Raw genomic sequence first — 19,002 nt, 5'->3', positions numbered from 1 at the left:
GTTGCAGGGCTATATCTATGACGGGCTGCGCAGCCCCTTTGGCCGCCACGCGGGTGCCCTGTCGGGCATCCGGCCCGATGATCTGGCCGCGCAGGTCACGCGGGCGCTGATTGCGCGATCCGATCTGCCGACCGACCGGATCGAGGATGTGATCATGGGCAATGTCTGCCAGTCGGGCGAGGACAGTCGCAATGTGGCGCGCTTCATCGGCCTGCTGGCGGGTGCACCCGAAACGGCGGGCGGGCTGACCGTGAACCGGCTGTGCGGCTCGGGCATGGCGGCGGCGCTGGACGCGGCGCGGTCGATCACGGTAGGCGAGGCCGATCTGTATGTCGCGGGCGGCACCGAAAGCATGACCCGCGCGCCCTTCGTCATGGCAAAATCCGCCAGCGCATGGGCCCGCCAGCCCGAGGTCTATGACACCACCATCGGCACGCGCTTTCCCAATCGCGAGTTCGGCAGGAAATTCGGTGATTACACCATGCCGCAGACCGCCGACAATCTGGCCGCCGATTACAAGATCGCCCGTGCCGAATGCGACGCCTATGCCTATGCCAGCCAGCAGCGATACGAAGCTGCCCGGGCCGAGGGTTTTTTCAAGGATGAGATCCACCCGATCGAGATTGCAGGTCGCAAGGGTGCCGTCACCGTGGTCGATGCCGACGAACATCCGCGTCCCGATACCAGCCTGGACAAGATGGCTTCGCTGAAGCCGCTGTTCGAAGGTGGCGTGGTCACGGCGGCCAATGCCTCGGGGGTGAATGACGGGGCGGGCGCGCTGCTGATCGGTGGCCGCGATCTGGGACCGCAGCCGCGGGCGCGGATCGTGTCGGGCGCGATCGCGGGCGTCCCGCCGCGGATCATGGGCATCGGGCCGGGCTTTGCGGTGCCCAAGGCGCTGGAACGCGCGGGCCTGACCCTGGCTGATATGGACCTGATCGAAATCAACGAGGCTTTTGCCAGTCAGGTTCTGGCCTGCTGCAAGCAACTGGGCCTTGATCCGGGCGACAGCCGCCTGAACCCGAATGGCGGCGCGATCGCGGTGGGTCATCCGTTGGGGGCATCCGGCGCGCGGATCATCCTGACGGCGATGCGTCAACTGGAACGCAGCGGTGGCCGCTATGCCTGCCTGTCGATGTGCGTCGGCGTGGGGCAGGGCATCGCCATGGTCATCGAACGGGTCGGGTAAGGAGAAACGCGATGAAAGATCAGAACCAGCCTGTCGTCACCATCCGCCGTGAAGGCCCCGTCGGGCTGATCGCGATTGCCAATCCCCCGGTCAACGCCATGGGTGCCGCCGTGCGTCAGGCGTTGCTGGACGCGGTGACCGAACTTGACGGCGATGCCGATATTCAGGTGATCGCGCTTTACGGCGAGGGGCGCTGCTTTTCGGCGGGCGCCGATATCCGCGAATTCGGCAAAACCCCTGTTCCGCCGCGTCTGCCGGACGTGTTCGACCGGATCGAGGCCAGCGAAACACCGATCATCGCGGTTCTTCACGGCACGACCCTGGGCGGCGGGCTGGAACTGGCGCTGTCGACCCATGCCCGCGTGATCCTGCCGGGGGCCCAGGTCGGACTGCCCGAGGTCAAGCTGGGCCTGCTGCCCGGCGCGGGCGGAACCCAGCGTCTGCCGCGTCTGGTCGCGTTGCGCAGTGCGCTGGACATCATCACGACGGGCAAGTTCATCGACGCCGAAGAGGCGCGCGATCTGGGCGTCGCCGATCTTCTGGCCGAAGGCACCCCGCCCGAGGTCGCCCGCGCGGCGGCCTATGCGGTTCTGGACGGCAAGCTGACCCCGCGCCGCACCGGCGACATTTCGGCCCAGATCGATCAGGCGGTGCTGGACCAGACCATCGCCGAATTGCAGGCCCGTCGCCCCGCGCTGCAGGCCCCGATCAAGGCGGCGCAGTCGATCGGCCATGCCGGGCTGCCCTTGGCCGAGGGGTTGCAGAAGGAACGCGCCCTGTTCCTTGAACTGATGGAAAGCGATGACCGTCAGGGCTTGATTCATGCCTTCGCGGCCGAACGCGCCGTCCGCCGCATTCCAGAGGCCGAGGCCACGCCCCGCACACTGAACAGCGTCGGCGTGATCGGTGGCGGCACCATGGGCGTCGGTATCGCGACCGCGCTGTTGCAGGCGGGGCTTTCCGTTACGCTGATCGAAACCGCGCAGGATCGGGCCGAAGCCGCACAGGCCAATATCGCCAGGAATCTGGACGGTGCGGTGAAGCGCGGCAAGATCGACGCCGCGACCCGCAAACGGCTTCTGGATGCGTTGCAGATCGGTGTCGGGGTTGAGCCGCTGGCCGATGCGGATCTGGTGATCGAGGCCGTGTTCGAGGATATGGACGTCAAGCTGGACATCTTTTCGCGGCTGGATGGCGTTTGCAAGGCGGGGGCGATCCTGGCCACCAACACCTCGTATCTGGATGTGAACAGGATCGCGGCGGCAACGTCGCGCCCGCAGGATGTGATCGGGCTTCACTTCTTTTCGCCTGCGCATGTGATGCGCCTGCTGGAGGTGGTCGTGGCCGACAAGACCGCGCCCGATGCGGTCGCCACGGCCTTCGATCTTGCCGGGCGGATGAAGAAGGTCGCCGTGCGGTCGGGCGTTTGCGACGGCTTTATCGGCAACCGGATTCTGGCGCATTACCGCAAGGTTGCCGATTACATGCTGGAAGACGGCGCCTCGTTCGAACAGATCGACCGCGCCTTGGAAGGCGTGGGCTTTGCGATGGGCCCGTTCGCCGTCAGTGATCTGGCAGGCATGGATATCGGATGGGCCACGCGGAAACGCAAGGCGCCGACCCGTCCCGCCAGCGAACGCTATGTCGAGATTGCGGACCGGATCTGTGAACAGGGCTGGTTCGGGCGCAAGACCGGGCGCGGCTATTACCTGTATGAGGGGGCCGGTCCCCGTCAGCCCAACCCGGATGCGCTGACCATCGTGCAGGCGGAACGTGACCGCAAGGGCATCACGCCGCGCGACTTTGCCGAGGACGAAATCGTCGCCCGCTACATGACCGCGATGATCGCCGAAGCGGCCCGCGTCGTCGAAGAGGGGATCGCCCTGCGTCCCATCGATGTCGATGCTGTGTTCCTGTTCGGCTATGGCTTTCCGCGCCATCTGGGCGGTCCGCTGAACCATGCCGACCGCATCGGGGCCGCTGAACTGGTCGCCCGGATTGAAGGCTATGCCACCGAGGATGCCGATTACTGGCAGGTCCCCGATCTTCTGCGCCAACTGGCCGATACCGGGCGCAGCTTTGCCGATCTGAACAAGGAATAAGCCGATGGATCTGGAATTCAGCCCGGCCGAGAAGGCCTTTCGCGACGAGGTGCGCAGCTTTCTTTCCGATCATCTTCCGCGTCAGATCGCAGACAAGGTCGATGCCGGCAAGGAGCTGACAAAGGAAGAAACCCTGCAATGGCAGGCAATCCTGCACGCAAGGGGCTGGGCCGCACCGAATTGGCCGGTCGATTATGGCGGGCCGGGTTGGGACGCGGTTCAGCGCCATATTTTTGCCGAGGAATGCGCCCTGCACAGCGCGCCGCGCCTGCCCGCCTTTGGCCTGAACATGCTGGGGCCGGTGTTGTTGAAATTCGGGACCGAGGATCAGCGCCGCGCGATCCTGCCGCGCATTCTGGATGGCACCGACTGGTGGTGTCAGGGCTATTCCGAACCGGGCGCCGGTTCGGATCTGGCAAGCCTGAAAACCCGCGCGATCCGCGATGGGGGCGACTATGTCGTCAACGGGCAAAAGACCTGGACCACGCTGGGGCAGCACGCCAACAAGATCTTCTGCCTTGTGCGGACCTCGACCGAGGGAAAGCCGCAGGAAGGCATCAGTTTCCTTCTTGTCGATCTGGACACGCCCGGTGTCGAGATGCGTCCCATTCGCCTGATCGACGGCGGACATGAGGTGAACGAGGTCTTTTTCACCGATGCGCGGGTGCCGGTCGAAAATCTGGTCGGCGAGGAAAATCAGGGCTGGACCATCGCCAAGTACCTGCTGACGCATGAGCGGACGAATATCGCGGGCGTGGGCTTTTCGGCCCGCGATCTGGCACGGTTCCGGAAACTGTCCGGCCAGTTGCGGCGCGACGGGCGGTCCATCGCCGACAATCCGGTCTATTCCGCCCGCGCCGCCGAGATCGAGGCGGAACTGGAAGCCTTGCGTATCACCAATCTGCGGATGTTGGCCAATGCGCGTGACGGCGCGGCCGAGGGGGCGCAAAGCTCGCTTCTGAAATTGAAGGGCACGCAGATCCGGCAGGCATTGCAGGAACTTTACCGATCCGCGCTTGGCCCCCATGCCGCGCCCGAGCCCGATGACCTGTCAGATAATGAACGCGTGGTCCCGGCGGAATCCGCCCGCGCGGCGCCGGTCTATTTCAACCATCGCAAGCTGTCGATCTTTGGTGGATCGAACGAGATTCAGCGCAACATCGTCGCCAAAGAACTGTTCCGGGAGTAACCGACATGGATTTCAATCTGACCGAAGATCATCAGATGCTGTCGGATACGCTGCGCCGGTTTCTGGCGGATAATTACGACATCGAAACGCGGGGCAGGGCGGCCTATGCCGCGCCCTACCACGCGCCCGAAATCTGGGCCGGGCTTGCGGAACTGGGCATATTGGGTGCGTTCCTGACCGAAGATCAGGGCGGCTTCGGCGGCACCGCCGAGGATGTGCGCGTGATCTTCGAGGAACTGGGCCGCGGGCTGTGCGCCGAGCCTGTTCTGGGCGCGCTGATGGGGCTGCATCTTCTGTCGCGGGCAGGTCGCGATGATCTTGCGCAGGCGATCATCGCCGGCGAGGGTCGCATCGCGCTGGCCGTCTATGAACCGCAGGTCGCCTGCGATCTGAAACATATCGAGGCGCGGGCTCAGGAAACCGCTGATGGCTGGCAACTGACGGGGCGAAAATCCGCAATCTATGGCGCGCCCGGCGCGCAGCATCTGCTGATCGTGGCGCAGACCGGGCAGGGGCAGGGGCTGTTTCTGGCCGCCGCGCCCGAACTGATCCCGGCCGCGATGGTCGATGGAGGTGGCGTCGCCGATCTGGTGATGGACGATCTGCCTGCCGAATGCCTGTCGCCCGACTGCGCGGACTGGATCGAAGCGGCGCTGGATCTGGGCCGCGTCGCGCTGTGCGCCGAGGCGGTCGGCGCGATGGATTTCCTGATCGACATGACCGTCGATTACCTGAAGCAGCGCAAACAGTTCGGGCGCAGCATCGGCAGCTTTCAGGCTTTGCAGCATCGCGTGGTCGACATGATGGTCGAGTTGGAACAATGCCGTTCTATCACGATTTCCGCCGCGGCACGCTTTGACGGACCGGACCGGGGGCGTCAGGTGTCGATGGCCAAGAACCTGATCGGTCGCATGGGCACCAGGGTCGCGGAAGAGGCGATTCAGCTGCATGGCGGCATCGGCATGACCTGGGAATATCCCGGCGCACATTACGCCAAGCGTCTGATCATGATCGACCACCAGCTTGGCGATCACAACGACCACGTGTTGCGACTGATCGCCAGCCAGCCGAAGGCGGCGTGATGACGGGTCAGGACAAGCTGGTCGTCGATATTTCCGGCGCGGGGGATCTGGTCGGCTATCGGTCCTCGATCGACGATCTGCCGTCATGTTCGCTGCATATCGGGCCGCAGCATCTGAACCGCGTCGGCCTGCTGCATGGCGGCTTCGTGTCGATGTTGCTGGATAACGGCTGCGGCGTCGCAATCCGCAAGGAACTGGGCGATATCGAGGCCAGTATCGTGACCGTGACCCTGTCGGTGACCTTTGTCGCCGGGGCCAGCGAAGGGCTGGTGACGGCGGTCGGGCGTGTGGTCGGCGGGGGCCGCAGCCTGAAATTCGCCGAGGCCGAGCTGCGCGATCAGGACGGTCGGTTGTTGGCCACAGGCAACGCGACCTTTCGGGTGCTTCGCAAGGGATAGTCGCACCCGGCGTGGACAGGACACAGCCGTCCGACCATACTGACGGGACTGTATAGCCAGTTTCTTGTCACTGAGTTGGTGCGTCCTGATGGGGATCCAGACACGCCTTTCGACCGACCTGTGCCGCGCCTTTCGTGACGCGCCCGATCCGGCCGGGCTGTTTCTGTCACAGGGCCACCGGACGGTGCTGCAATCTCTGATCGACGCGGTGGCGTTGAAACGGGCGATCGTGCTGATCCGTGGTGCCTCGGGCAGCGGCAAGACGATGCTGGTTCAGGCCCTGATCGCGCGACTGGGCAACCGCAGTTCGTTGAAGATCATCAAACTGTCCGGCGGTAGGGATCTGACGCGGGGCTTGCAGGAAATTGTCGGACAGACCGACCCGGCGGGCGGGTCAGAGCTTTTGCTGCTGATCGACGATCTGCCGGGATTGTCCGGGCCCGAGATCGACCAGATCATAGCGTTGCGGCAGGCATGTCACCCCACGCCGATGCGCAGTATCGTCTTGCTGGCACAGGACGAAACGACTGCGATCCCGCCTGCATTGGCGGGGATGTTGTCGGATCAGATCCACCTTCCACCGCTGACGGTCGATGAAGTGCCTGCCTATCTGGCGCATCGACTGGTGGGGGCGGGTTGTCTGCAGGCGGGCGATGGACTGCCCTTTTCGCCCGATGCGGCGCGGGCCCTGTATGACCTGTCGGGCGGCGTTCCGCGTTTTATCGATTATTTCGCGGAACGTGCCTTGTTCGAGGCGGCGCGCGACGGACGCGCGGCCGTGGATACCGACCTTCTGCGCGCCAGCCTGCTGGACATGGATTTCACCGAGATAGCCGCCGGCGAAGAAGAACCCTGGCGCGCACCCGATAAACCCGTCGCGCCCCCGCCGACATCTGAAAGGGCCGTGCCATTGATGGCCGAGGCGCGGGTGGTGGAACCCGCCCGCCCCCGCCGATGGGGCTGGCTTTGGTTTCCGGGGCTGGCTGTGGCCTTTGCGGGGTTGTGGTTTGCGGGGGTGGGTCCACAACCGCCTGTAACCCCGCCGCCGGTGACGCAGCCGCCCGCGCCAAGCCCCGTGGCCGAGACCGCCCCGGTGGCCGAACAATCTGCCCCCGCCCCCGCCTTCGTCCCCGTGGCGACGGTGTTGCAAGACCCCGATCCGGATGCCTTTCTTCGGCAGGCGTTGATCGGCCAGCCGGACCGCGCCGCGATTGCCTATGAACGTGCCGCGCTGTTGGGCAACCCGCGTGCGGCGCATTTTCTGGGCCAGATCTACGAGGCGGGTCTGGGCGTGCCGCAGGATCTGCAACGCGCGCAGGCATGGTACAGTCTGGCACTTGGCATCAAGGCCGCCGAGGCGCGGCTGCGGGAACTGGCTGAGGTGGTCGCGGTGCCCGCTGCGGTCGCGGCGCCGATACCTGCCCGCCACGATCTGTTCGCCGACGGGCAGACGGTGCTGCATTGGCGCAATGGCCCCGGCGCCGCCCCTTCGCGATACGAGGTGCAGTATCAGGGTGCCCATGATCCGCAGCCGCGCGCCACACAGACGACGCTGTCGGCAATGCTGCTGCCCATGCCGGTCATGCGCTGGCGGGTGGTCAGCCTGGACGCGCAGGGCAGGCGGTCGGCGACATCGGGCTGGGCCTATCCCGATCCGGGCGGGCGCTAAAGCGGATAGTCGAACTGCCGCGCGACGGCCCAGAAGCGGGCGTTCAGGTCGGTCAGCCGGCTCAGTGTGTCGTCGATTTCGTTCAGGGCATCCTCGTCGATCGGGTTCGACTGGCCCATTCGGATATCTGTCTTGCGGTCGGCAATCCGCATCAGGATGGCCCGGGTGCTGCCATTTTCCGGGTCGAACGCATAAATGCAGTGATTATAGCGGTTTCGAAGCGCCGACAGCTTGGTCATGTCGCGGCAGAGTTCTAGAACCGCGTCGCGTTGTTCCGGCGGAATGCCGGGCATCTTTGCCAGACGCTCGACCAGATCCAGCCGCGCGCGCGAGGTGTTCAGGGTCAGAAAGATCACCACGGCGACCTCTTTGTCGCAGCCTGCCAATCCGGCGATGAAATGGATCAGCAGGCTTTCCGTATTCGTCCAGCTATAATTCAACCTGCCGATCTTCAGCAGGAAATCGTTGAAATCGCCGGATTTATCGTGATCCCGTTCTGACATCTTGCCTTGCGCCTTCGGCCATTTGCGACAGATACCAGTTTGCCGCGCCGGTCCGGTTGGAAACACCAAGCTTGGCAAAGATATTATGGCTGTGCAGTTTTACCGTGTGAATTGACAGCCCAAGCTGACCGGCAATCGTCTTGTTCTGCGCCCCTTGCGCGATCAGCGGCAAGATCTCCAATTCGCGCGGGGTCAGATGCGCCGTGCCATGCTGTTGCGGTGGTGTAACTCGGCGCGGGCTGGGCGCCGGACAATTTGCCACCGGGATATAGGGGTGCCCCGACAGGATCAGCCGCAGCACCGAAAACCACACGTCGATCTGTGCGTCGATCTGAAGCAGGCTGATCGGCGTCCCCGCGCCGGCCATATTCAGTTCCGCGACCAATGCGGCATCGTTCCCCGAGATCGCCAGCATCGCATCCGGGCATTGCCGCCGCAGCAAGTCGACCGAATCGGCCGCCGCCAACGTGATGTGGATTACGATGACCTTCGGGGCAATTCCTGCAGTGCACAGCGCCTCGACGGAAGGAAAACGCCGCGCTTCGACGCAATCCAGTTCCCGGTCCATCAGCTTTATCAGGTTATCCGAAAAATGAAGCTGATTCCCTATTAGTGCGATTATGTTATCTGGATCCCTTTCTTGTGATAAATTATCATGTTTTGTTTTTTCCCAGGACATGTTGTTAACCCTCCACCAAAGAAACCAGTGCACCTGCACCAAAACTATAAACGGCGTCTCCGCGCCTTTGGATTAGTTCCAAGCTTAACGCCAATCGTTAACCCATTCTAGTTTTATCGATTTATGCGTACATATTGAAAAAGCTTACGTTTTCGTCAATTGCCGCGCCTTGTGCGACGCTTCGCGGCAAGTCATGGGAACGGTTGCGAAATCTGGTGTGATTTTTGCTTTTCTCGGAAATACGCCTCCCGACCCAAAGGGACTATACACCGCTGTGCCTAGGGTCAGGTCCCTTTCGGCGGATACACGAAGCGGTGCCTCGGTGTCAGGATTGGACCCCTGAGGCACGGTCGACCCGGCGAATCCATCGCGAAATGTCAGGTCATCCAGCCTTGGTCCCGACGACGCTCGGGCTTGGGGAAGGGGGTTATCTGTACAAAGGGCGACCATTTTTACGGGCGCACGGGAATTTCACCTGACAACGAAAACCTGCAGGGGCCATTTTCGCTTTGGAAATGACTGGCGGAAGGCGAACTGCTTTATCGAAGTGAGGACGCAATGAACAGCCGTAATAATAATTTCATCTTCGACATCGAAGAGGCCGCTGGCGAAGGCACGGACGAATCCGAAGCCTCGATCGTCAAGCATGATTATTCCAAGGGGAAGGATCACGGCAAAGGTAATGCCGAGGCTGACGCCGATGCCGATGCCGACGCTGACGCCGATGCGGATGCGGATGCAGACGCCGAATCCGAATCCGACAGCAAGGCCACGTCTGAAAGCGACAGCGAAAGCGATGCCGACAGCAGCAGTGACAGCGACTCGGACAGCACCAGTTCGGGCGATGCCCACAGCTCCAGCAGCTCGACCAGCGATTCCGACAGCCACACGGATGTGGATGTTGACGTGGATGTCAGCGTTGATGTCGGTCTGGATACCCTGCCGTCCGACGACGACTTTGCCGATTTCGACCTGGATAACAGCGAAACCGGCGACGTTCTGATCGCGAAGGGCAATGTCGATTACGATCCGGGGCATGACTCGTCCTTTGGCGATATTCTGACCGGCGCGACCTTCGGCGGGGGCAATGATGCCGCCGTGGTCAATCCGCAATCGATTGCCTTCGAAGACAACGACCGCCTGGAAAACCCTGAAGTCTCGAATGACGGTGACTTCCATCAGGATGCGCATGCCGAAGGCGGCGAGGCGCGTGCCGAGGAAGGCATCTCGGTCAATTCCGACGGTGGCAAGGGTGGCAGCGATGCCGAAAGCACCGGCGGCGATGCCGAAGGCGGCACGGCCAAGGGCGGCAAGGCCAATGCCGACGCCAAGGGCGGCGACAGCGGCGATACCGACACCGAAGGCGGCGAGACCGGTGGCACCGGCAGCGTCGAGGCCAAGGGCCACAAGGTGGATGCCGGCGATGTCGAATCCAAGGCCGAAGGCGATGGCGGCGACAGCGGCGACAATGATGCCGAGGTCAAGTCCAAGGCGGATTCGGACAACGAGTCCGATGTCGAGGGCAAGGGCGGCAATGGCGGTGACGCTGACTCGAAAAACGAAAGCGAAACCGAAACCAAGTCCGAGGCCGAATCCGATGATGAAGGCGGCGACAGCGGCGATGCCGATGTCGAGGCTGAAAACAAGGGCGACACCAAGGCCGAGGCTGATACCGATGGCAATGGTGGCGACAGCGGCGACACCAAGGCCGATTCCGACAGCGATGTCGACAGCGAAAGCAAGTCCGAAGCCGAAGCCGAGGGCGGTCATGGCGGTGATATCGACGGCGATGTCGATGTGAAGGCCGAAGCCGAAGCCGAAGGCGATGGCGAGGGTGACGGCGGCAATGGCGGCGATATCGACGGCGATGTCGAGGTCAAGGGCGAAGCCGAAACCGACAGCGACGCCGATGGCGACGGTGGCGACAGCGGCGATGCCGATTCCGAGAACACGTCCAAGGCGGATGCCGAAACCGACAGCGATGCTGATGGCGATGGCGGCGACAGCGGCAAGGTCGATGCCGAAGGCACCGGCGAAGCCAAAGGCGAGGCCGAAGCCGACAGCGATGCCGATGGCGGTGACAGCGGCCGTGTCGACTCGGACGCCGATGTCGAGACCAAGGCCGACTCGGATGTCGATGCCGAAGCCGATGCCGATACTGACAGCCACGCCGAAGGCGGCGACGGCGACAGCGGCTATGTCGAGGCGGAAGGCGAAGGCAAGGCCGATGCCGAAGCCGATGCCGAAGGCCATGGCGGCGACGGCGACCTGCATTCGGACACCGATGCATCGGGTGACGCTGACAGCCATACCGACGCCGGTGGCGACGGCACGGGTGACGGCAGTGGCTCGGCCTCGGCTTCCGGTGACGGCGGCGACGCTGATGGCGATGCCGATGCGACATCGACTGCGACGGCTGGCGGCCTGGGCTCGGGCACCGCGACGGCGGATGGCGATGCCGACGGATCGGGCGGCACGGCTGGCGACGGTGACAACAGCGCGGGTCCGGCAACGGGCACCGGCACGGGCACCGGCGGCGGTACGGGCACCTCGACCGGCACCGGCACGGGCACCGGCACCTCGACCAATACCGGTGGTGACGGCGCGGGTGGCACCGGCACGACGGGCGCCAATACCGGCACCGGCACGGGCACGGGAACCGGCACCTCGGGCGATGCAACGGCGGGCGCAGGCTCGACCGATGACGACGCCTCGGGCACCGCGACCGGCACGGGTTCGGCTGACGGCACCGGCACGGGTACCTCGACCGGCACCAGCGGTATGGCAGGGGCGGGGACATCCTCGACCGGGGCCAATACCAACAGCTCGTCGGGAATGGGCTCGGGCACCGGCACCAGCGGCATGGCTGGTTCGGGCTCGGCGGCAACCGATGACGATGCCAGCGGCTCGGCCACGGGCGACGCCAGCGCAGCCTCCGGCGATGCCGGTTCGGGTGCAGCCACGACCGATGACGATGCCAGCAACAGCGGCACCGGCAGCACCGACAGCGAATCCGGTGCAGGCGCGGCAGGCAGCGGCATGGCCGACAATGACGCGACCAATACCGGCACCGGCAGCACGGACAGCGAGTCCGGCGCAGGCGGCGGCGGATCGGCGCAGAACGATGCCGATGTAAGCGGCACCGGTTCGGCCATGTCCGATGCAACCGGCGGCGCCGGTGGTGATGCCAATGGCAGCTCCAGCGGAACGGCCAGCAGCGCCGACACCGCTACGGCCACGGGCAGCAGCGGCGCAGGCGGGGCGGCATCCTCGGATACCGACTCGACCGCAACCGGCACGACCAGCGGCTATGCCGATGGCGACGGCGGTTATGGCGGCCTGTCCGATATCGCAGCCGAGGCCCTGGCCCAGTCCACTTCGGATGTCGATACGACCCAGACGTCGGGGATGGCCGGTGCAGGCGATGCGACCAGCGAAGCGACCAGCAATGGCGCGGCAACTGGTAACGTCGCAGCAACCAGCGGCATGTCCGGCGATGCGGTTGCGACCGCGACCGGCGGTGCGGGCGGCGCAGCGATGGGTGGTGCGACCACCGGCGGTGCCGCATCCAATGGTGACGTGATGGGTGGCGCCGGCGGCGCGGCCACGAACGGTGCCGGCGGTGCAGGCGGCGATGCCGGCAGCTGGGGTTCGGGCAATGGGGACGACGGCATCGTGACCGGCGAATCCTATGCCTCGGCCGCGGCGGCGGTCGACCAGGCGGCGTTCAACATGGACATCGTCATGGGCGCGAACGTCCTGGGCAACACGGTCGACATGAATGTCGTCGGCGGTTCGTTCAGCTCGACCTATGCGGGCGAGGACGACAGCTGATCCATACCAAGCTTCGGGGCCGGCACGTGCCGGCCCCGTTTTCTGTTGAGTTCATCATCGTGGCGCTTTCGGTTCGTGCCATGATCAGCGAGTAGACATGGTGCAATCATGATGACGGATGCTGCCACGCAGGCGATCACGCGGTTCATCGGACTGTTCGAGATGCTCGTTGAAGAGGCGCGGCAGCGCCCCGACTTTGCCAAATTCCAGTGGAAGCAGCCCGACAAGGCCGAGGATGATCCCGGCCAGTTCACCCAGGTGAATATCAAGGCGCTGCTGGTTCCCGAGGGTTTCGATCCTGAACTGGACTATCAGCCCATCCCCCCCGGCAACGGCCAGTTGACCCCCGAGGCGGTCTATCCCCTGATCGATATTCCCGCGCCGCTTCCGGTGGTCGGTCTGCCGGCGATGGATATCGCGGTTCAGGCCCCGCCGGGCAGTGGCGCCGCGCCGGTTTCGCCACCGGATGCCGATCTGGATCCGCCCAGCCCCGGCAGCGTCGCCGTTGTTACAATCCAGCTGATCAGCATGGATGACAACGATCTGCTGCTGGATGGGCTGGGCGCCGATTTCGACAGCATCTCGACCCTAACGGCCGTGCTGGACATTGCCGTCCAGATCGCGGCCGAACTGGAAGGGTTCGATCTTCCCCTGACGATCAGCGGCACCGACTGGACGCAACCGGTCCATCATGTGATCAAGGCGATGGCCGACGGCCCGGACCTGTCGGAACTGCCTGATGGCACGGTGATCTTCCGTGTCGAGGGTCAGGCCACGGTCGGGGTCACCGTGAACGGTCAATCGGCCCAAGAGATCGTGGACTGGAAGGATGTCCTGCCCGAATATCTGCGCCCCGATGAACCCGATGCCGACAAGGGCGGCAAGAAGAACAGCGACGAGGATGATGAAATCGCCGCCGGTGATGGCGAGACGATCATCAAGACCACATCCGGCATCAATGACACGGGCACGGTCAATCGGCCTGATGATCACGATATCTCGAAGGATATTCCGGGACATGACAATGGCGCGGCAGGTCTGACCGGCAATGCCGTGCTGGCCGGGGCCAATACGCTGATCAACGAGGTCGCTGTCGGTTCCGCCTGGATCGACGCGCCGGTGATCGTGGTCAGCGGCGATCTGACCAAGCTGGACGCGATCAGCCAGGTCAATCTGCTGGTCGAACATGACCGGATTGATGGCAAGGCGGTTGCCGGAACTTCCGCAGGCTACAACGTTGCCGAGATCGTCGAAAAATCCTCGGGTCCGCTGGCCACCAAGGGCGATGATGCCCCCGAAAGCGTCAGCCTGTATCGGCTGGAGGGCAACCTGATCCAGTATAACTGGGTCAAGCAGATCACCTATATCACCGATTTCGACCGGGCCGAGGTCACGCTGACGGCCAGCTATACCAGCATCGGCCTGGGCGAAAATACGGCCAACAACACGACGGTCCTGAATGAGATCGGCTACGCCTTTGACGTGATCTTCGTCGCGGGTGACATGACCGACGCCACCATCGTCAAGCAGACGAATGTGTTGCTGGATTCCGATGAGGTGACGACCGGCGGCATCGGCCTGATTGATGATGCGGGCAAGTCGCTGGCCGACAATCTGCTGTACAACAAGGCCAGTCTGCAAAAGACCGGCATCGATACCGCGACCAGGATGAAGGACAATTTCGCGAAGGCCGCAAAAGATCTGGCCGATGGCATGAATGAGGTCGCCGGCGATGTCGTCGACGACATGATGTTCGCCGGTCAAAGCGCGCTCAGGGCGCTGCAGATCGACGGCGACCTGATCAAGGTCAATATCTTCGAACAGACCAATATCATCGGCGATTCCGATCAGATCGCGCTGGAACTTGCCAAGCTGCGCGACGAGTTCGAGGCCGAGGTCAAGCTGGTCGCCGGATCGAACGCGCTGATCAACATAGCCAATGTGAACGATATCGGCGTCGATTCCACGATCATGACGGCGGGCAAGGTCTATGATGATGCGCTGATCCATCAGGCCGAACTGTTCGATACAGGCGCGGTGCCCGATGGCGTCAAGATGACCGGGCTGACGAATGAGGCGATTGCGGCCTTCATCTCGGCCGAAATGACGGCGGCAGCCGAAGATCACGCCCAGATCACGCCCACGATCAACCATGACAACGCGGCCAATCTGGACGTGATGCAATCGATGCTGGGCTGATCCGCGCCCAAGGAGACCTTATGGATTTCGGCAATCAGGATCCCGCGACCGGGCGCAGCACAACATCCGAACCCAAGGGGCGGATCGACGACCGTCAGGCCCGTCCGGTCACCGGCAATGTCACGCCGCCCATCGGGCGCACGATCGAAGGCAAATCCGGTCCTGTCGCGCCCACGCCGCCCGGAAATGGCGGGGGTGGCGGCGGTGGCGGCAAGGGTCCGCATTTCCACCGCCGCGTCGGCCCCGAGAATTTCGACGAAAGCCTGCGGCGCGGCCTGTCGGTGGTGCGCGGGAACATGGTTCTGGTCATGGTGATGACGCTGGCCACGAATATCCTGATCCTGGCGATCCCGGTCTATCTGTTCCAGATCTCGGACCGGGTCTTTACCAGCCGTTCGATGGACACGCTGATCATGCTGACGGTGGTGATCGCCGGGGCGGTCATCCTGCAGGCAGTGTTCGATGCGATCCGGCGCTTCATGCTGATGCGCACGGCGGTCGAGGTCGCGGCCCAGCTTGGCGCCCCGATCCTGTCGGCTGCGGCCCATGCCTCGTTGCACGGGACCGGTCGCGAATATCAGACGCTAGGCGATCTGCAGACAGTGCGTGGCTTTCTGACCTCGGGTACGCTGATTTCCTTCATGGACGTGCCCTTCGCGCCGCTGTTCATTCTGGCGATCTATCTGGTCCATCCGCATCTGGGGATGATCGTGATCGTCTCGGCGCTGGCGCTGCTGGTGATCGCGATGGTCAACCAGCGCCTGACCGAAAAGCCGTTTCAGCAGGCCAACATGGCGCAAAGCAAGGCCAATCTGCATCTGGATTCGATGTCGCGCAACAGCCAGATCATCAACGCGCTTGCCATGATCCCCGAGGCGGTGGCGATCTGGGGTCGCGACACCGCGCAATCGCTGACCTCGCAGGTTCGGGCGCAGGACCGCAATATCATGTCGGCGGCGGTGTCACGGGCGGTCCGCCTGCTGACACAGGTGGGGATGCTGGGCTGGGGCGCCTATCTGGCCCTGCATGGCGAATTGACCGGGGGCATGGTCATCGCCGCCTCGATCATCGCGGGCCGCGCGCTGGCGCCGATCGAAGGCTCGATCGAGGGGTGGAATTCGTTTCTGCTGTCACGCGCCGCCTATGGCCGGATCGCCAAGCTGCTGCGCGGATCGCAACTGCAATATGAAAGGCTGCGATTGCCCCAGCCCGAGGGGCGGCTGGATGTCGAACGGCTGTTGTATATCCCCGGCGGCACCAAGCAGGTGGTTTTGAACAGCATCGCCTTTTCGCTGAATCCCGGCGAAAGTCTTGGCGTGATCGGAAACTCCGGCGCGGGCAAGACCACGCTTGGCAAGATGCTGGTCGGATCGATCCTGCCGACATCGGGGAATGTCCGGCTGGACCTGATGGATCTGCGCAACTGGGATCCGCGCCAGTTCGGCGAAAGCATCGGTTATCTGCCCCAGGACGTGCAGCTGTTTCCCGGTACGATCAAGCAGAACATCGCCCGCATGCGCGAGGATGCGTCTGATGAACAGATCCATGCCGCCGCCGTGCTGGCCGACGTGCATGAAATGATCGCCTCGTTGCCGCAGGGATACGAAACCTATGTGGCGGCGGATGGCTCGCCCCTGTCGGGCGGGCAGAAACAGCGGATCGCGCTGGCCCGCGCCTTTTTCGGCAATCCACGTCTGGTCGTGCTGGACGAGCCGAACTCGAACCTGGATGCGGCGGGCGACCGGGCGCTGGCCCGTGCGATCAACCATGCCCGCGCCAACAAGATTACGGTGGTCGTGGTGACCCAGAAACCCTCGCTTCTGTCGGTGGTCGACAAGATCATGCTGCTGGCCGATGGCAGCGTCGCCATGTTCGGCGAGAGAGAGCCGGTATTGCGGAAACTGGCGGGGCGCAAGGCCGGCGGCCAGGTCTCGGATCAGAAAGGACAGCCCGATGCGTGAACTGGTGACGGTGGGCGGACAGGATCAATGGTATCGCGACGTGCCGCGCTCGATCCGCAGACAGGCGGTGTTCGGGCTGGTGCTGATGGTTGTGACCTTCGGCGGCTTTGCGGCATGGGCGTTTCGGGCGCCGCTTGCGGCGGCGGTGATCGCGCAGGGCAGCTTTGTCGCCACGGGTCAGAACAAGATCATTCAGCACCTTGAAGGTGGCATCATCAAGGAAATCCGCGTGGGCGAGGGCGACCGCGTGACTGCCGGGCAGGTTCTGGTGCATATGGATGAAACCGCGTCGCTGGCCAATCAACGGGAACTGAACCTGCGCCGGATGCGTCTTGAGGCAACGCAGGCCCGCCTGATGGCAGAATACGAGGAAGACGAGGAGTTGGCCTTCCCGCCCGATCTGGAACAGGCCAAAGGCGGCAATGAGATCGACGCGATCCTAGCCAGCCAGACCCTTGCCTTCAACGTGTCCCGCCGCGCTTTGTCGCAGGATCTGACCATGTTGGTGCGCAATTCGGATGCGTTGGAGGTGCGCAAGGTCGGCTATCAGACCCAGCTGAAATCGCACCGCAAGCAGTTGGAACTGCTGCGCGAAGAACTGGCGGCCAAGCAGGAACTGTTCGAGCGCCGGCTGACCCGCCGCCCCGAGGTGATCGCCGTCGAACGCGTCGTGATCGAGGCCGAAGGCCAGATCGGCCGGATCGAGGCCGAGATTTCCGAAATCGACCAGATCCAGAAGAAATACGAGGTGCAGGTCGAAAAGGCGCGCAGCGAATATCGTCAGGCCGCGCTGGATGAATTGCAGGTGGTCCAGGCCGAACTGGAAAGCATCCGCGAACAGTTCCGCAAGGCGCGCAGCGTGCTGGACCGCTCCGACATCGTTGCGCCGGTCGCGGGGACCATCGTGCGCCTGCATTACCACACCTCGGGCGGGGTGGTGGAATCGGGCAAGCCGATCCTTGAAATTCTGCCGCAGGACGCGCCGCTGATCATCGAGGCGATGATTTCACGGACAGAAATCGACAGCGTCCGCACCGGTCAGCAGGCGGCGGTGCGGCTGACCGCGCTGAACCAGCGCACAACGCCGGTGCTGGAGGGCGAGGTTTTTTACATCTCGGCTGACGCGATCACCGATGGCCGCGGCAGCGCCCAGCAAGAGGTGTATCTGGCGCGGATCTCGCTGGCGTCGGATCAGCTGGACCGCGTGCCGGGCTTTACCCCGACGCCGGGGATGCCCGCCGAGATCATGATCCAGACCGAGGCGCGGACCTTTGCGCAATATCTGGCCAAGCCCATCGTCGACAGCATGTCGCGGGCCTTCCGCGAACAGTGATGCCTAATCCAGCCGCGTGACCCGCACCTGCTGGCTGCGCAGCGTGGCATTGGTTTCGGTGGTCAGAAAGGCGATGTCAGTGGCGTCGCGGCCCACCGCGATCACCGCCATTTCGCGCGCCTGCGCCATCCCCGAGGGATCCACCAGATGCCAGTCATGGTCCAGATAGACCTGCACCACGGCGTGAAAATCGGGCGGCTGGACCGAGGGTGCATAGACGCTGCACATCCGCGCGGGGATCTGGGCGGCGCGGCACATCGCGATCATCAGATGGGCATAGTCGCGGCAGACGCCCTGACCGTCCAGATAGGTGTCGGCGGCGGTGGTGCCGCCGTGGCTGCTGCCGGGCACATATTCGATCTGCGATTCCATCCAGTCGCGGATCGCGGCGACCTTGCTGCCCCCGTCCAGATGGCCAAAGCGGCGGCGCACGAAGGGCTGGAACCGTTCCGCCTCGCAGTATCGCGAGGGCAGAAGATAGCGCAGGGCGCTGGCCGACAGCTGTTCGACCGGCTGGGCTGACATGGCCGGCAGATCGGGATCGTCGCGCGTCACCGTCACATCACAGCGATAGGCGCAGATCACGCCATCGCCCGCCCGGATCACGTCGCGATGGCCGATGCCCTCGTCGCCCGGCACCTGCGAGAAATGGTCAAAGCTGTCAAAGCGCAGATCGCTGTCGATGATCTGCTGCCCGTCGGTCCTGGCCGTCTCGATGATCAGGATCGCGGCCCCCGGCATCGCCAGCGCGTAATCCATCGAAACCTCGATCCTCAGCTGCGTCATCGTCGCCCTCCTGCGTGCAAAGGCCGGCCCGGACGCGCCGGGATCAGCCAACTGTCATGTTGTCCCCGGCGCGGATCG

Annotated in this window: 13 protein-coding genes; 10 read left to right on the top strand and 3 right to left on the bottom strand. The window is 63.9% G+C overall.

Translation table 11 applies throughout. The features are described 5' to 3' along the window. Position 1 precedes the first annotated feature (1 nt). From BMX67_RS08225 to BMX67_RS08200, 6 genes are all read left to right on the top strand, one after another. Positions 2–1,189, top strand: a complete 1,188-nt coding sequence (locus BMX67_RS08225) for an acetyl-CoA C-acyltransferase (RefSeq protein WP_281249165.1) — start codon at positions 2–4, stop codon at positions 1,187–1,189. A gap of 11 nt (positions 1,190–1,200) precedes the next feature. After that, positions 1,201–3,291 (top strand): 3-hydroxyacyl-CoA dehydrogenase NAD-binding domain-containing protein, encoded by a 2,091-nt coding sequence (locus tag BMX67_RS08220; RefSeq protein ID WP_090733965.1) that lies wholly within the window; start codon positions 1,201–1,203, stop codon positions 3,289–3,291. Between the two features lie 4 nt (positions 3,292–3,295). Further along, positions 3,296–4,480 (top strand): acyl-CoA dehydrogenase family protein, encoded by a 1,185-nt coding sequence (locus BMX67_RS08215; protein ID WP_090733963.1) that lies wholly within the window; start codon positions 3,296–3,298, stop codon positions 4,478–4,480. Positions 4,481–4,485: 5 nt separating this feature from the next. Beyond that, on the top strand, positions 4,486–5,562 hold the full coding sequence (locus tag BMX67_RS08210; RefSeq protein ID WP_090733961.1) for an acyl-CoA dehydrogenase family protein: 1,077 nt from the start codon (positions 4,486–4,488) through the stop codon (positions 5,560–5,562). Next, entirely contained in the window at positions 5,562–5,960 is a 399-nt protein-coding gene (locus tag BMX67_RS08205) for a PaaI family thioesterase (RefSeq protein WP_090733960.1), read from the top strand. The genes BMX67_RS08210 and BMX67_RS08205 overlap by 1 nt, the downstream gene beginning before the upstream one ends. 88 nt (positions 5,961–6,048) lie before the next feature. Then, positions 6,049–7,629: a hypothetical protein gene (locus BMX67_RS08200; protein WP_090733959.1), complete on the top strand. Its 1,581-nt coding sequence runs from the start codon at positions 6,049–6,051 to the stop codon at positions 7,627–7,629. On the opposite strand, the gene BMX67_RS08195 is transcribed toward BMX67_RS08200, so the two are convergent. Next, complete coding sequence (locus tag BMX67_RS08195; RefSeq protein ID WP_090733957.1) at positions 7,626–8,132, bottom strand: hypothetical protein; 507 nt, start codon at positions 8,130–8,132, stop codon at positions 7,626–7,628. The two genes, BMX67_RS08200 and BMX67_RS08195, sit on opposite strands and share 4 nt — an antisense overlap. Next, positions 8,110–8,811, bottom strand: coding sequence for a helix-turn-helix transcriptional regulator (locus tag BMX67_RS19855; protein WP_090733956.1), 702 nt, complete (start codon positions 8,809–8,811; stop codon positions 8,110–8,112). Before BMX67_RS19855 ends, BMX67_RS08195 begins: the two co-directional genes overlap by 23 nt. Positions 8,812–9,369: 558 nt before the next feature. On the opposite strand from BMX67_RS19855, the gene BMX67_RS08185 reads away from it, so the two are divergent. From BMX67_RS08185 to BMX67_RS08170, 4 genes are all read left to right on the top strand, one after another. Continuing rightward, positions 9,370–12,645: a putative sodium/potassium/calcium exchanger gene (locus BMX67_RS08185; protein ID WP_090733954.1), complete on the top strand. Its 3,276-nt coding sequence runs from the start codon at positions 9,370–9,372 to the stop codon at positions 12,643–12,645. Between the two features lie 108 nt (positions 12,646–12,753). Continuing rightward, entirely contained in the window at positions 12,754–14,844 is a 2,091-nt protein-coding gene (locus BMX67_RS08180) for a hypothetical protein (RefSeq protein ID WP_090733953.1), read from the top strand. A gap of 20 nt (positions 14,845–14,864) precedes the next feature. Further along, positions 14,865–16,805 (top strand): type I secretion system permease/ATPase, encoded by a 1,941-nt coding sequence (locus BMX67_RS08175; RefSeq protein ID WP_090733952.1) that lies wholly within the window; start codon positions 14,865–14,867, stop codon positions 16,803–16,805. After that, on the top strand, positions 16,798–18,138 hold the full coding sequence (locus BMX67_RS08170) for an HlyD family type I secretion periplasmic adaptor subunit (RefSeq protein WP_090733950.1): 1,341 nt from the start codon (positions 16,798–16,800) through the stop codon (positions 18,136–18,138). The genes BMX67_RS08175 and BMX67_RS08170 overlap by 8 nt, the downstream gene beginning before the upstream one ends. 3 nt (positions 18,139–18,141) lie before the next feature. Here BMX67_RS08170 and BMX67_RS08165 read toward each other — a convergent pair whose 3' ends face one another. Beyond that, positions 18,142–18,924 carry a transglutaminase-like domain-containing protein gene (locus BMX67_RS08165; protein WP_090733948.1) on the bottom strand — a complete coding sequence of 261 codons (783 nt, stop codon included), beginning with the start codon at positions 18,922–18,924 and terminating at the stop codon, positions 18,142–18,144. Positions 18,925–19,002 lie beyond the last annotated feature (78 nt).

Origin of the sequence: Paracoccus homiensis (assembly GCF_900111675.1) — a bacterium.
GTDB classification, from domain to species: Bacteria; Pseudomonadota; Alphaproteobacteria; order Rhodobacterales; family Rhodobacteraceae; genus Paracoccus; species Paracoccus homiensis.
This window is presented reverse-complemented; position numbering and strand designations above follow the sequence as displayed.

Excerpts from the sequence above, each read along its gene's own strand:
- BMX67_RS08220 (WP_090733965.1), top strand. The coding sequence starts at position 1,201 with ATGAAAGATCAGAACCAGCCTGTCGTCACCATCCGCCGTGAAGGCCCC.
- BMX67_RS08215 (WP_090733963.1), top strand. The coding sequence starts at position 3,296 with ATGGATCTGGAATTCAGCCCGGCCGAGAAGGCCTTTCGCGACGAGGTG.
- BMX67_RS08210 (WP_090733961.1), top strand. The coding sequence starts at position 4,486 with ATGGATTTCAATCTGACCGAAGATCATCAGATGCTGTCGGATACGCTG.
- BMX67_RS08205 (WP_090733960.1), top strand. The coding sequence starts at position 5,562 with ATGACGGGTCAGGACAAGCTGGTCGTCGATATTTCCGGCGCGGGGGAT.
- BMX67_RS08200 (WP_090733959.1), top strand. The coding sequence starts at position 6,049 with ATGGGGATCCAGACACGCCTTTCGACCGACCTGTGCCGCGCCTTTCGT.
- BMX67_RS08195 (WP_090733957.1), bottom strand. The coding sequence starts at position 8,132 with ATGTCAGAACGGGATCACGATAAATCCGGCGATTTCAACGATTTCCTG.
- BMX67_RS19855 (WP_090733956.1), bottom strand. The coding sequence starts at position 8,811 with ATGTCCTGGGAAAAAACAAAACATGATAATTTATCACAAGAAAGGGAT.
- BMX67_RS08185 (WP_090733954.1), top strand. The coding sequence starts at position 9,370 with ATGAACAGCCGTAATAATAATTTCATCTTCGACATCGAAGAGGCCGCT.
- BMX67_RS08180 (WP_090733953.1), top strand. The coding sequence starts at position 12,754 with ATGATGACGGATGCTGCCACGCAGGCGATCACGCGGTTCATCGGACTG.
- BMX67_RS08175 (WP_090733952.1), top strand. The coding sequence starts at position 14,865 with ATGGATTTCGGCAATCAGGATCCCGCGACCGGGCGCAGCACAACATCC.
- BMX67_RS08170 (WP_090733950.1), top strand. The coding sequence starts at position 16,798 with ATGCGTGAACTGGTGACGGTGGGCGGACAGGATCAATGGTATCGCGAC.
- BMX67_RS08165 (WP_090733948.1), bottom strand. The coding sequence starts at position 18,924 with ATGACGCAGCTGAGGATCGAGGTTTCGATGGATTACGCGCTGGCGATG.